We start from the raw sequence: 13,622 nt of genomic DNA on the forward strand, positions 1-13,622 counted from the left end.
GAATAAATTCTGGAAGAAAACTATCTTTGAAAAATAAATAACGTGTAGAATGAGGCCGTTTTAATGAACTGTTTTGAATAGGGTGCTGTATGTCGGGTTCGACGATTAAGCCATGGGTTGTCGGCAATTGGAAGATGAACCCAATGCAGGCAGATGCCAAGCAATTGCTTCAAGAATTTAAACAGCTCTTGCAAGAGAAAGAAATAGCACAAGAAAAATGTAATATTGGCATTGCACCTGTTGCAATCGCACTGGGCGCAACACAAGTTGAGCTTGCGAAAGCTGTACGCCCAGTTTTTACTGTAGCTCAAGATGTTTCACGTTTTGCCCATACTGGTGCATATACAGGTGAGGTGAGTGCAGAGCTGCTGAAAGATAGCCAAATCGAATATGTTTTGGTGGGGCATTCGGAGCGCCGTGAATATTTTGCGGAAACCTCTGCTGTTTTAAATGCCAAAGCACAAAATGCATTAAATGCTGGTTTGACTGTCATTTACTGTGTAGGTGAAAGTCTAGAACAACGTGAATCGGGTCAGGCTGAAGTTATTGTTTTACAACAAATTTGTGACTTGGCTAGTGTAGTGGCGGCGGAACAATGGCAAAATATTGTGATTGCTTATGAGCCGATTTGGGCGATTGGCACAGGCAAAACTGCATTGCCAGAAGATGCACAGGCCATGCATGCAAAAATCCGTGAAGGTTTAACCCAAATTACCTCGTATGGCGCAAGCATGGCCATTTTATATGGTGGTAGTGTTAAAGCTGAAAATGCAGTAGAGTTAGCGGCTTGTCCAGATATCAATGGTGCGCTCGTCGGTGGGGCATCTTTAAATGCAACGTCTTTTTATAAAATTGCCGAAGCATTTGCAAATACAAAATAATTAGGAGTTCAGCATGCAAACTTTTGTGCTGGTAGTACATATTATCTTAGCTGTGTTGATGATCGTGCTGATTTTAGTCCAGCATGGTAAAGGTGCAGATGCTGGCGCTTCGTTTGGTGGTGGCGGTGCGGCAACTGTATTTGGTGCATCGGGTTCAGGGAACTTCTTGACACGATTAACAGCGATTTTAACGGCATTGTTTTTTGTCACCAGTTTGACATTGGCCGTGTTTGCTAAAAAGCAAACTACAGATGCATACAGCCTAAAGTCGGTACAAACGACAACTTCTGTACCTGCGCAATCGACTGAAACTTCACCAACTGCACCGAAAACAAGCGAATAATTGGAATTAGTCCTTTCTTTTTTGTGGCGATGCTACTAGAATGCGTCACAGCTGCGGTGGTGGTGGAATTGGTAGACACGCTACCTTGAGGTGGTAGTGCTTTCGGGCGTGGGGGTTCAAGTCCCCCCTTCCGCACCAACTTATGAATCCAGAAGATTAAGTTGGTGTATGCAGCAAATCTGTTGATGCGGGATGGAGCAGTCTGGTAGCTCGTCGGGCTCATAACCCGAAGGTCGTTGGTTCAAATCCAGCTCCCGCTACCAATCTTATTTTAGAGGCAAACTAAAGTAAGTGGTTTAAGTGATTAAACCAAGAATATTTTTGCATGTTGATGCGGGATGGAGCAGTCTGGTAGCTCGTCGGGCTCATAACCCGAAGGTCGTTGGTTCAAATCCAGCTCCCGCTACCAATTTGATTTAGGTGCAACTAAATCAAAGTAAGTATGAAGTATTTAGATTGAAAAATAGTTCATATTTGTATATAATTTTTGCACGTTGATGCGGGATGGAGCAGTCTGGTAGCTCGTCGGGCTCATAACCCGAAGGTCGTTGGTTCAAATCCAGCTCCCGCTACCAAGTTTCTAAAAGAGGCTCACAACAAGGTGGGCCTTTTTGCACAGTGGATATTGATTTTCTGTGCAATAATTGGGGCGATTACGCCCTTTTTTATTGGCTATCGTGTAGTGTCGATGTGCGCCGGATACGGTGAAAGTCAAAGTGTCATGTTCCACTACTACTATAGTTTGTATTGGTTTGTAGTGGTCAGTTTCGGCCATTGAATCGCACAAAATTGACGAGAGTAAATGAAGCTATCAAATAAAACCCAAGCACTCCAAGACTTAATTGCTCCTGCAGTGCAAGCCTGTGGTGTGGATCTTTGGGGAATTGAATTCCTTCCTCAAGGCAAACGTTCTTTATTGCGTATTTATATCGACAAAGCGGTCGATGAACATGCAGAACCTGTTATCAATGAAGATGGTGAGCTTGAACAAGGGCGCGGTATTGGTGTTCAGGACTGCGTACGCGTGACTCAACAGGTCGGTGCAATGCTCGATGTGCATGATCCAATTTCAGGTGAGTATGCGCTTGAAGTATCTTCACCAGGTTGGGATCGTCCATTTTTCCAACTTGAACAATTACCAGCATATGTTGGTCAACAAATTGCGTTCCGTTTGATCAGTGCAGTTGATAATCGTCGTAAATTCCAAGCAAAATTGGTTGCTGTAGATCTTGAAGCAGAAATGATTCAAGTTGAAGTGGAAAAGCAACAAGTACTTGAAATTGATAGCAATAATATTGATAAAGCCAATTTGGTCTATCAAGATTAATTCATTTAATAAATAAGAATCTGAACGAAATAGGTGGCTTATGGCACGTGAAATTCTTACCGTCGTTGAAACGGTTAGTAATGAAAAAGGTGTAAGTCGTGAAGCGATTTTCGAAGCCTTGGAACAAGCGCTTGTTGCTGCGACTAAAAAGAAGTTCTACGAAGGAACAAACTCTGAAGAAGCGCAGCTTCGTGTAGAGATTGATCGTAAAACGGGTGAATATAGTACTTTCCGTCAATGGACTGTAGTTGCGGATGAAGATCATGAAATGCCTGCGTGCCAAGACGCCATTTCAGATGTTGATCCAGCAAAATGGTCGATCGGTGATGTACGAGAGCTTGAAGTTGAGTCAATTGACTTCGGTCGTATTGCAGCACAAATTGCGAAACAAGTGATTGTTCAGAAAATTCGTGAAGCAGAGCGTGCGTTGATTGCGGATGCGTATGAGTCGAAAGTGGGCGAGTTGATCTACGGTGAAGTGAAAAAGCAGACCAAAGATGGCTTTATCATTGATCTTGGTGACAATGCAGAAGCGTACCTTGCACGTGAAGAAATGATTGCAAAAGAAATTTTGCGTCCAAAACAACGTGTAAATGCGATTTTGTTTAATGTGAACCGTGAAGGTCGTGGCGCACAGCTTCAGTTATCTCGTGCCAAGCCAGAAATGCTCATCGCGTTGATGAAAAAGGAAATTCCTGAAATTTCTGAAGAAATCATCGAGATTAAAGCAGCGGCGCGTCAACCGGGCGTTCGTGCTAAAATCGCTGTGAAAACCAACGATCATCGTATTGATCCGGTGGGTGCATGTATTGGTATGCGTGGTACACGTATCCAAGCAGTTCAGCAAGAGTTGAACGGTGAGCGTATTGATGTAGTGGTATGGTCTGATGATCCTGCTCAGTATATTGCGAGTGCTTTAGAGCCAGCAGATGTATCGGGTATCGTGATTGATGAAGAAGAACGTACAGCTGACATTATTTTCGCAACCAGCGATCAATTAGCGCGTGCGATCGGTTCTCAAGGTCAAAATGTTCGACTTGCATCTGAATTGACTGGTTATAAACTGAACATGATGCTTGAAGAAGAGTATCATGCTCGTCAGCAAAACGAAGCTCAACAATACCTAGACTTATTTGTATCACGTTTAGATATTGAAGAAGATTTGGCAATGGCTTTGGTTGAAATGGGCTTCACTTCTTTGGAAGAGATTGCTTATGTTCCGGCTGAAACATTTGACGAAATTGAATTAGATGCTGAAGTGGTTGAATTACTTCAAGGCCGCGCAAAAGAAGTTGCATTGGCTGATGCATTGAAACAGCAAGAAAACATCCAAGATCCAAGTGCAGAACTCGTTGCAATGGAAGGGATGACACAAGAGATTGCATATGCACTCGCAGCACGTGGTGTAATCACGATTGATGACTTGGCTGACCAAGCAACTGACGATATTTCAGATATTGAAGGTTTAGGTGCAGAGAAAGCGGGTCAACTTATTATGAAAGCGCGCGAATCATGGTTTAACTAGGAGATCATACATGACGGACAAGACGATACAAGAGTTAGCTCTCAGCGTGAACCGCCCTGTTGAGAAGCTCCTAGAGCAGGTTCGTGATGCAGGTTTACCACAGCGTAAATCGGACGATATTATCTCTACTGAACAACAAGATGCCCTCGTGCACCATTTGAAGAAAATTCATGGTCAAGACGATGGTCAGGCAGGAAAAATCACGTTGAAACGTAAAACGACCAGTACGGCTAAAGTAGCCAGTACATCAGGTAAGGCGAAAACAATTAATGTAGAAGTTCGCAAGAAGCATACATTTACTAAGCCAGATCCAGAACAAATTAAAGCAGAAGCTTTGGCGAAAGCACAAGCTGAGCAACAAGCGCGTGCAAACGTGCAAGCTATGGTTGAACCAAAAGCTGAAACGCCAGTTGTAAATAAAGCAGCTGCAAACTTTGAAGCAATGCGTGCTGCTGCTAAGCAAGAAACGACGAAGCAAGAAGTCGCAAAAGCAGCAGTTGTGGTGAAACGTAAATCAACCAATAAACCTGTGGTTAAAGCCCAAGTTAAAGTGATTGAAACACCAGAACAGAAAAAAGCGCGCGAAGCTCAGGCAGCTCAACTTAAAGCAACTGAAGAAGCAGCTCGTCGTAAAGCAGCTGAAGAAGCACAGCAACGTACACTTGAGCAAATGCGTCAAATGGCGTCTAAATACTCAAATGAAGATGCAACAGCAACGATTCGTGTCGTGGATGATTCTCCACTTGCAGCGGGTCTTGTTGGTCAAGCATATGAAGATTCATTTGCCAAAGAAGACCGCGATATCAAACGTGGTACCAATACACCAGGTGCGCGTGCACCGAAGAAAGGTGGTCGTCGTGGTGAAGAACAGTCTTTCCGTGACAACACGCATAAACGTGGTTTAAAAACCAGCCAAGCAAACAAGCATGGCTTTGAAAAACCAGTTAAAAAACAAGTTTATGATGTTGAAATTGGTGAAACAATTGTGGTTGCTGACTTGGCTGCGAAAATGGCAGTTAAAGTACGCGAAGTGATTAAGTCGCTCATGAAAATGGGTGAACTTGTAACTCAGAACCAAGCGATTGATCAAGAAATTGCAGCGTTGATCGTGGAAGAAATGGGCCATAACCCAGTTCTTGTATCGGATACCCAAGCTGAAGATAACTTACTTGAAGCAGCAGAAGAAGCACGTGGCGCTCAAACGACTCGTCCTCCTGTTGTAACTATCATGGGTCACGTTGACCATGGTAAGACATCATTGCTTGACCGTATTCGTCGTTCAAAAGTGGCAGCTGGTGAAGCGGGTGGTATCACTCAGCACATCGGTGCATATCATGTAACGACTGATAAAGGCATTATCACATTCTTAGATACTCCGGGACACGCAGCATTTACTGCAATGCGTTCACGTGGTGCGAAATCGACAGACATCGTGGTATTGGTTGTTGCGGCAGATGATGGTGTAATGCCACAAACAGCTGAAGCGATTGATCACGCACGTGCTGCTGGTACGCCAATTATTGTTGCAATCAACAAAATGGATAAAGAGTCTGCTGATCCAGACCGCGTATTGAATGAATTGACTGTGAAAGAAATCGTTCCTGAACAATGGGGCGGTGACGTTCCTGTTGCAATGGTTTCAGCACATACAGGTCAAGGTATTGATGAGCTTCTAGATATTATTTCAATCCAAGCTGAATTACTTGAGTTGAAAGCATCTGAAGAAGGTGCTGCTCAAGGTGTCGTGATTGAAGCACGTGTAGACAACAGCCGTGGTGCGGTCACGTCTATCCTTGTTCAAAACGGTACATTGAAAGTAGGTGACCTGGTTCTTGCGGGTGCATCTTATGGTCGCGTACGTGCGATGACAGATGAAAACGGTAAACGTATTCAATCTGCAGGTCCTTCAATTCCAGTGGAAATTTTGGGTCTTCCAGAAGCACCGATGGCAGGTGACGAAGTTCTTGTTGTGAATGACGAGAAGAAAGCACGTGAAGTTGCGGATGCGCGTATGGATCGTGAACGTCAAAAACGTCTTGAGCGTCAAAGCGCAATGCGTCTTGAAAATATCATGGCGTCTATGGGCAAGAAAGATGTACCTATCGTCAATGTCGTATTGAAAACTGATGTACGTGGTACATTGGAAGCATTACACGTTGCTCTTGCTGACCTTGCAACAGACGAAGTTAAAGTCCGTGTCATTGGTTCAGGTGTTGGTGCGATCACTGAATCTGACGTGACACTAGCTGAATCTTCTGAGGCAGTTCTTCTTGGCTTTAACGTACGTGCGGATAACGCAGCACGTCAAAAAGCAGATGCTGACGGCATCGACATTCGTTACTACTCAATTATCTATCAATTGATTGATGATGTGAAAGCAGCGATGAGCGGTAAACTTGCACCAGAACACCGTGAAACAATTCTAGGTGTGGCTGAAGTACGTGAAGTGTTCCACTCAAGTAAGTTTGGTGCTGCAGCAGGCTGTATGGTACTTGAAGGTGTATTACACCGTAACAAACCAATTCGTGTCCTTCGTGATGACGTGGTTGTGTTCCAAGGTGAGCTTGAATCACTTCGTCGTTATAAAGAAGTGGTTGAAGAGGTTCGTGCTGGTATGGAATGTGGTCTTGCGGTGAAAGGTTATAAAGACATCAAAGCACTAGATAAGATTGAAGTGTATGATGTTCAATTGATCAAACGGAGTCTTTAATGGCGGGTAGTCAACGTCTTAAGCGTATGGCGGATACAGTACAACGAGAGTTGTCTGAATTGATCCGTCAAGAGCTGAAAGATCCACGCTTAGGTGGTCTTGTGACCATCTCTGCGGTGAAAGTAAGTCCAGACTTAGGTTATGCTGAAGTGTATGTGACTGTAATGGGTCGTGAGCTTGGCGATGAGCAAAGTGAGGCAGCAAATAAAGAAACACTTGATGTGTTAAACAAAGCATCTGGTTTCTTGCGTCATGAACTCAGCCGTCGTATTAAGACACGTATTACACCGCGTTTGCGTTTCCATTACGACAAAACCAATGCATATGGTAACTATATGTTTGGTCTGATTGCAGAAGCAGTGAAGGATTTACCTGCTGACGAAGCAAAAAAAGATGATGAGTAATTCAGTTTAACTGAGCATAAAAAAGCCACCTGAGGGTGGCTTTTTTATTTGCTTCATTTGTATTTACAAATTGAATGAGTCAGAAATACCGAGTGTGGCCGTGATTTCTATGTTACTGAGAAAGATCATCATTATGCTGCTTTTGGAAAGCCCTACGGCGCGTGCGTTGCCAAGGTAAGGGGCGATTTAAAGCTTCTGGTACATCACCACTGAGTGAGCGTAAACGTAAATGCAATGCTGCTTGTGCCATTAAGTTAGCAGATACTGGTGCAGTCAAAAATGCAAATAAGGTGAGCAATAGTTCAGGAAAACCAAAGCGACCTTGAAATGCAGAATAAATCATGGCAGCAATCAAAAAACTGCCCAAGCCAAGCGTACTTGATTTTGTGGGTGCGTGAAGACGCATGAATAAGTCGGGTAGGCGTACCATTCCAATCCCTCCAACCAGCATGAAGAAAGTGCCGATCATGAGAAAAATTGAAACCAGAATTTCCATTGTGAGTTGCATCTATATCGCTCCTAGTCAATCACATGACCTGAGGTGAAGTAGCGTGCTAAAGCGGCTGTAGATACAAAGCCTAACATCGCAACCAATAGCGCACCTTCAAACAATGAGGTGCTGGCCCAGTAAATGCCTAAAATGATAATCAAACAGGTGGCATTTAAAAATAAGGTATCGAGTGCTAATAGTCGGTCCACGATGGATGGGCCAATGATTAAACGAATCAAGCACAGCAGCATTGAGATCGTGACGGCAATTAAACAGATGCCGAGAGCATACGGTAAAATAGTCATGTATTATCTCCTGCTTGAACACCAAAAATTTGCATCAACGGTTTTTCATAGCGCGCTTTAATATTTTGGATTTCGGCATCAGCATCATCAGTGCTGAGTGCGTGGACCAAAATATCCCCACGATCTTGGTCAATCCCTGCTGAAACGGTTCCAGGCGTTGTGGTAATAATCATTGCCAATAGTGTATTGACTTCCTCATGCTGCGTTTCAAGCGGAACACGAAACCATTTGGGTTGTAGACGATCAATCGGCCCTAGAACTTGTTTTGCCACGGTAATATTGGACATCACAATATCGTAAAGTACGACAAAAAGTAGTTTAACTGCTGATTTCCATTCAATATTTGGCGTATATGCAATGAAAGGTTTAATGAAACGTGGAATAAAGATACCGAGTAAAACTGCCATGACTAAACTCGCTGCTTCAACACTATGCGCCAGCATTAGCCAACTAAGTGCAACCACAACCGAAACAAAAGGGTGAGGAAGCCAGCGTACTAGAAAAGAAGTCTTTTTCATGTTTAAGGCTCCACCGTAGGTTCTAGTCGTTCTGTGTTTGGTTGCTCTTCAGCCTGATGCTGCTGTTGCATTTGATGCTGTTTGTATTCAGAAATATGTTCACCTTCCAGTGTTTCTTCCGAAATTAAATATGGAATCAAATGTGCATTTGGATCCACGCGTTCGCCACCATATTTGGTTTCAGGTAAATTTTCACTATCGAATGGTTGTACGCTAATGGTTTGCCCATGCTCATCGGTTTTAAGCAAAGTTTGCTCATAGAGCGCATTATTTTGGATTTGCATAGCGGTTTGGTAAGTGTACTTCTGAATTGGACTTGCAAAGACCATATAGCCAATTAAACCGACCAATAAAAGATAAATGGTTTTGTCATTGCGTTTTGGTGCTTGCTCAGGCAAGGCTTGATAGGTGGTATAAGCAGGCTCGATAGGGTTATCTTCAGGCTTTGTTGCACGCCAGAACAGAATAAAACCCACACGAGTAAAGGCGATAATGCTGAGTAAGCTGACGACCAAAACCGTCAAAATGATCAACAACTGATAAGGTGAATTAGAGGTTGCTTGTAATATAAAAACCTTACCTAGGAAGCCACTAAATGGGGGCAAACCGGCCATCATCAAAGCAATTGTAAAGTAGGTAATAGAGAGTATCTTCTGCTGTTTCATTTGAGGTGCGATTTTAAAGTGGTCTTTAAATTCACCGCGTTGTGAAGTAATCCAACCACTTAAAATGTAAAACGCTGCTGCAATAATAGTACTGTGTACCAAATAATACAGTGCCGCTGCCCATGCCAAAGTATTGAATAGGGAAATGGCGATTAAAATCGTGCCTACAGAAGACAAAATCATAAAGCCAATGAAACGACGTAAGCGTTCCGCACCCATCGCACCAATCACACCATAGACAGATGTAATCAAACCAATTGGTAATAAAATGTATTGCAGAATTTCACGACTAATTGCATCGTCAAATACGGTGCCGTTGACACGTAAAATGGCATAAATACCGACTTTGGTCATGATGGTGAACAGAGCCGCCACAGGCGTCGTTGCCACCGCATAGGTTTTGGGTAACCAAAATCCGACAGGTAGCATGGCTGCTTTAATGCCAAAGACTGTAAACAACAATAGCCCACCTGCAACCGCGATACGATGTTGATCGGCTTCTAATACAGGCATCAAACGTGCAACATCCGCCATATTGAGGCTACCGACACTGCCGTAAATCATGCCAAGGCCAATCAGAAATAGGGCTGATGCCAACAGGTTAATGGTGACGTAGTGAATGCCCAGTTGAAAATGCGCTTTGCCTTGACCATGCAGTAACAAGACATAAGAGGCCATCAACAAAATTTCAAAGAACACGAACAGGTTAAATAAGTCGCCTGTCAGGAAAGCGCCTGTGAGACCCATCAGCAGGAAATGACACATGGCATGAAAGTAACGTCCACGCTCATCCCATTCTTTACTGGCAAACCACATTACAGGAACTGCCAAAGCATAGGTTAAGACCAACATGAGTGCAGACAGTTGATCGAGGACCAAAACAATACCAAACGGCGCTGCCCATTCACTCAGGTTGTAAACGCTGATTTGCCCTGAGCTTGCAAAGATCAGATAGTTGACTGCGGTGAATAAACCGAGCAAACCTGAAGTATAACTGATACCCCGACGCCAAGGTTGTCGCCAGTCTTGTGCTAAAGAACCTGATCCCGGATTACCCAATAATACCAACACAAAAGCGGTAAGGGCAGGGATTAGAATACTAAAAATTGGGGTGTGTTCGGTCCAAAAGTGGATGAAGTCATTCATTATGGCTCATCCTCACGTGGGTCAATTTGTGGTATTTCTTCTTTAGAGTCAACGTGGTCGGTTCCTGTTTCATAGCGACTGCGTAAGGCCAGTTGTACAATAAAAGCAGTGGTGGCAAAGCCAATCACAATTGCGGTTAACACCAAAGCTTGCGGAAGGGGATCGGTTGCTTTGCTGGCTTCGGTGAGTACCGCAGGCGCATTGATTTGGAGTCGGCCCATAGCAAATAAAAATAAATTGACGGCATAGCCAATCATGGCAAGCCCAAGCACCACAGGAAAGGTACGAGCACGTAAAATCAGATAAATACCTGTTGCAGTCAATAGACCAATAGCGGAGGCAAGTAACAATTCTAAACTAATCATATTAATCCCCCTTTGGTACGACTGGACCAGACATGCTGGAGTGACGAGAGTCACCTAAAACAGAAATGAGCAACATGGTCGCGCCTACAACCGTAATATAAACACCGACATCGAATAGTGCTGCGGTTGCAAGATGCATTTCGCCTAAAATTGGTGGCGACACATAAAAGTGTGCGCTGGTGAGGAATGGGCGTCCCCAAAACCATGCGCCTAAGCCTGTTAAGCCTGCGATAACTAAACCTGTACCAATCCAGATTTCATACAAACGACCTGATTTGGCTTTGAGCAGCTGTTCCGCATGGTCTTGACCGAGTGCCATGTACTGAATAATCAAGGCCAAAGCGGTAATTAAGCCCGCGATAAACCCACCGCCCGGCAGGTTATGCCCGCGTAAGAAGATATACAGACTGACCACCAAGGCAATCGGTAAAATCCACGATGCGCTAATGCGAAGCATGAGTGGCGATGGATTGAAACGGTAGCTGAGACCTTGGGTCATGGTGGTACCGTGAGCACGCATACCATCCATTAAACACAGTGCACCGATGCCTGCAATACCGAGGACTGTAATTTCACCAAAGGTATCGAAACCACGGAAGTCAACTAAAATGACATTGACGACGTTGGTTCCACCGCCTAGTGGAATCGACTGTTGCATGAAGAACCATGAAATGGAGTTGTGATCACGGGTTAAAATGAGCCATGTAATCCATGCAATGCCAAGTCCGCCACCAATCGCAATGAGAGCATCGCGCCAACGACGTGAGACACTTGATTCATACGGTGTGAGTTGCGGTAAAAGCGATAAACTCATCAATAGCAATACGGTAGTGACCACATCGACGGTGATTTGTGTCAGAGCTAAATCTGGTGCAGAGAAGCAGACAAAAATCATGGTCACGACTAAACCAATCGCGCCACTGATCAATACCGCTTTAATGCGTTCATGGTGAAACCAAAGCATCATCCAGCATGAAGAGAATAACAGTAGCCAAAGTACGATCGCTAAGGCTGGAGCATGGGCGAGTTCACGTGTACCTGTGCTAATGCCTTGGCCCAAGAATGGAATGGCTACTAAAACGATGCTAAATAGTACAATCCAGAGCAGATAGCTTTGTAATTTACCATTTTCAGTCAATCGTTTAAATTTGCGTGAGTTGAGCAGGAGTGACTTTAGGAATAAGTCAAAAGCCACTCGACCTTGCAGACGACCTAAATATGGATCAAGATCAATTTCTCGAATTTTGCCGCCTTTCGCCAGACTGAAATAGAAAATTAGACCGCCGACCAAGGCAATAGCACTCATCAACAATGGCAGGTTAAAACCATGCCACAGGGCAAGATGTGTGCCTTCAAAATTCATCATTTGGGTACTGGCGCGTGCTGTACTGTTAACGATGTTTTCAACCATTAGGGCAGGGAATAAGCCGACTAAAATACACAGAATCGCCAGTAAAGTGGCTGGTGCACGCATGCCAAACGGTGGCTCATGTGCATCTTTGTTTGGGACTTGTTGGCCTACAGGACCATCGAAAAAAACGCCGTGAACTAAACGTACAGAGTAAGCTACTGCAAAAATCCCCGCCAGAGTCGCGACAATCGCAGAGCAGATGAGCACAGGGCCAGACAGGTTGCTGAGTAGCTCAGTAAAGAACATTTCCTTAGATAAGAAACCATTGGTCAAGGGCACGCCAGCCATCGACGCGGCAGTGACCATGGTTAGCGTAGCGGTATAAGGCAACAGTTGCCATAACCCACTAAGCTTACGCAAGTCACGTGTGCCTGACTCATGATCAATAATGCCCGCAATCATGAACAGCGCTGCTTTAAAGGTGGCATGGTTAATAATATGAAAAATCGCCGCAGCCACAGCCAATGGGGATCCAATCCCCAACAGACACATGATTAAGCCAAGATGGCTGATGGTTGAATAGGCCAACAGGCCTTTTAAGTCTTCTTTAAAGATGGCAAAAAATGCAGCCATACACAGGGTAAACAGGCCAATAAATGTGACCAAATTATGGAACAGTGCCGCACCTGCAAAAATCGGTAACAAGCGTGCCACCAAGAAAAGCCCCGCTTTGACCATGGTTGCTGAGTGTAAATAAGCAGACACGGGGGTCGGGGCTGCCATCGCGTTGGGTAACCAAAAGTGGAATGGAAATTGCGCACTTTTGGTAAAAGCACCAAGTAAAATCAGCAGCAGCGTCGGTACAAATAAAGCATGACCTTGAATCTGTGTGGTCATTGTCAAGATTTGATCAATCTCGTAGGTGCCAGTGATTTGGCCCAGCAAGATGAAACCACCCAGCATGGCCAGTCCGCCCATACCCGTAATGGTCAAGGCCATTCGTGAGCCACGTTGCGCCGCGTCGTAATTGCTCCAATAACCGACCAAAAGAAAAGAGGAGATACTGGTCAGTTCCCAAAAAACGAGGAGTAAAATTAAATTATTGGAGAGTGAAATTCCAAGCATGGCTGCCATGAACAACATGAGCAGTAGATAGAGTTTATTGAGAGAATTTTTGGGGCCTAAATAAAAATAGGCATAAATATAAATGAGGGTTCCGATGCCGCTGATGAGTAAGGCAAAGAGGAGGCCTAAAGCGTCTAGACGGAAACTGAAGTTAATGCCAAGCTGCGGCAACCACGACCACGACTGCGTAATGACAGCGCCATTAAACACGTCTCGTGCTTGGGTCAGTAATAAGCCTAAACTTGTCATACTGACCCCAACAGCTGCGAAGGCGGTTAGCCTACGTGAGCTCTGCTTCAGTAATGAGACAAGGGTTGTGCCAAGTATTAACGGTAACAATATAATAATCGGTAGCACACTCGTTTCCATTGTCGTGAATAGGTTAAAACCTATTGGTGAATCTCATCTTTCAAGGATTACAGGACTGCAAAGAGCAGCCCAAGAGTTTCAATCTTGAAAGCCAATGT

12 protein-coding genes and 4 tRNA genes are annotated in these 13,622 nt (G+C 44.3%); 10 read left to right on the plus strand and 6 right to left on the minus strand.

Annotation, left to right across the window (positions count from 1 at the left end; translation table 11 throughout):
• Positions 1-89 precede the first annotated feature (89 nt).
• The 10 genes from tpiA (at position 90) to ACE01U_RS06385 (ending at position 7,190) form a co-directional block, all read left to right on the plus strand.
• Positions 90-881 (plus strand): triose-phosphate isomerase, encoded by a 792-nt coding sequence (tpiA, locus tag ACE01U_RS06340; protein WP_395578974.1) that lies wholly within the window; start codon positions 90-92, stop codon positions 879-881.
• 13 nt (positions 882-894) lie between these two features.
• The gene (gene secG / locus ACE01U_RS06345; protein ID WP_395578975.1) at positions 895-1,224 is read left to right on the plus strand and encodes a preprotein translocase subunit SecG; all 330 of its coding nucleotides are present in this window, start codon (positions 895-897) and stop codon (positions 1,222-1,224) included.
• 53 nt (positions 1,225-1,277) lie between these two features.
• Positions 1,278-1,362 (plus strand) — tRNA-Leu (locus ACE01U_RS06350).
• Positions 1,363-1,410: 48 nt separating this feature from the next.
• A tRNA-Met gene (locus ACE01U_RS06355) sits at positions 1,411-1,487 on the plus strand.
• 69 nt (positions 1,488-1,556) lie between these two features.
• A tRNA-Met gene (locus tag ACE01U_RS06360) sits at positions 1,557-1,633 on the plus strand.
• An 89-nt stretch (positions 1,634-1,722) separates the two neighbouring features.
• A tRNA-Met gene (locus tag ACE01U_RS06365) sits at positions 1,723-1,799 on the plus strand.
• A 227-nt stretch (positions 1,800-2,026) separates the two neighbouring features.
• The gene (rimP, locus tag ACE01U_RS06370) at positions 2,027-2,551 is read left to right on the plus strand and encodes a ribosome maturation factor RimP (RefSeq protein ID WP_086209693.1); all 525 of its coding nucleotides are present in this window, start codon (positions 2,027-2,029) and stop codon (positions 2,549-2,551) included.
• 40 nt (positions 2,552-2,591) lie between these two features.
• On the plus strand, positions 2,592-4,076 hold the full coding sequence (nusA, locus tag ACE01U_RS06375; protein WP_086209692.1) for a transcription termination factor NusA: 1,485 nt from the start codon (positions 2,592-2,594) through the stop codon (positions 4,074-4,076).
• A gap of 10 nt (positions 4,077-4,086) precedes the next feature.
• A complete protein-coding gene (infB, locus tag ACE01U_RS06380; RefSeq protein ID WP_086209691.1) occupies positions 4,087-6,786 on the plus strand; it encodes a translation initiation factor IF-2 in 2,700 nt (899 codons plus the stop codon).
• Positions 6,786-7,190, plus strand: a complete 405-nt coding sequence (locus ACE01U_RS06385; protein WP_086209690.1) for a ribosome-binding factor A — start codon at positions 6,786-6,788, stop codon at positions 7,188-7,190. The genes infB and ACE01U_RS06385 overlap by 1 nt, the downstream gene beginning before the upstream one ends.
• Positions 7,191-7,302: 112 nt before the next feature.
• On the opposite strand, the gene ACE01U_RS06390 is transcribed toward ACE01U_RS06385, so the two are convergent.
• The 6 genes from ACE01U_RS06390 to ACE01U_RS06415 are packed head-to-tail and all read right to left on the minus strand — an operon-like array spanning position 7,303 to position 13,524.
• Complete coding sequence (locus ACE01U_RS06390) at positions 7,303-7,698, minus strand: Na+/H+ antiporter subunit G (RefSeq protein ID WP_086209689.1); 396 nt, start codon at positions 7,696-7,698, stop codon at positions 7,303-7,305.
• 11 nt (positions 7,699-7,709) lie between these two features.
• The gene (locus ACE01U_RS06395) at positions 7,710-7,985 is read right to left on the minus strand and encodes a monovalent cation/H+ antiporter subunit F (protein ID WP_086209688.1); all 276 of its coding nucleotides are present in this window, start codon (positions 7,983-7,985) and stop codon (positions 7,710-7,712) included.
• Positions 7,982-8,503, minus strand: a complete 522-nt coding sequence (locus tag ACE01U_RS06400; protein ID WP_110974250.1) for a Na+/H+ antiporter subunit E — start codon at positions 8,501-8,503, stop codon at positions 7,982-7,984. Before ACE01U_RS06400 ends, ACE01U_RS06395 begins: the two co-directional genes overlap by 4 nt.
• A gap of 2 nt (positions 8,504-8,505) precedes the next feature.
• On the minus strand, positions 8,506-10,314 hold the full coding sequence (locus ACE01U_RS06405) for a monovalent cation/H+ antiporter subunit D (protein WP_395578976.1): 1,809 nt from the start codon (positions 10,312-10,314) through the stop codon (positions 8,506-8,508).
• Positions 10,314-10,679 (minus strand): Na+/H+ antiporter subunit C, encoded by a 366-nt coding sequence (locus ACE01U_RS06410; RefSeq protein ID WP_086209685.1) that lies wholly within the window; start codon positions 10,677-10,679, stop codon positions 10,314-10,316. The genes ACE01U_RS06405 and ACE01U_RS06410 overlap by 1 nt, the downstream gene beginning before the upstream one ends.
• 1 nt (position 10,680) lies before the next feature.
• Positions 10,681-13,524: a monovalent cation/H+ antiporter subunit A gene (locus tag ACE01U_RS06415; RefSeq protein ID WP_086209684.1), complete on the minus strand. Its 2,844-nt coding sequence runs from the start codon at positions 13,522-13,524 to the stop codon at positions 10,681-10,683.
• Positions 13,525-13,622 lie beyond the last annotated feature (98 nt).

The sequence above is a fragment of the Acinetobacter halobius genome (assembly GCF_044130335.1).
Classification (GTDB): domain Bacteria; phylum Pseudomonadota; class Gammaproteobacteria; order Pseudomonadales; family Moraxellaceae; genus Acinetobacter.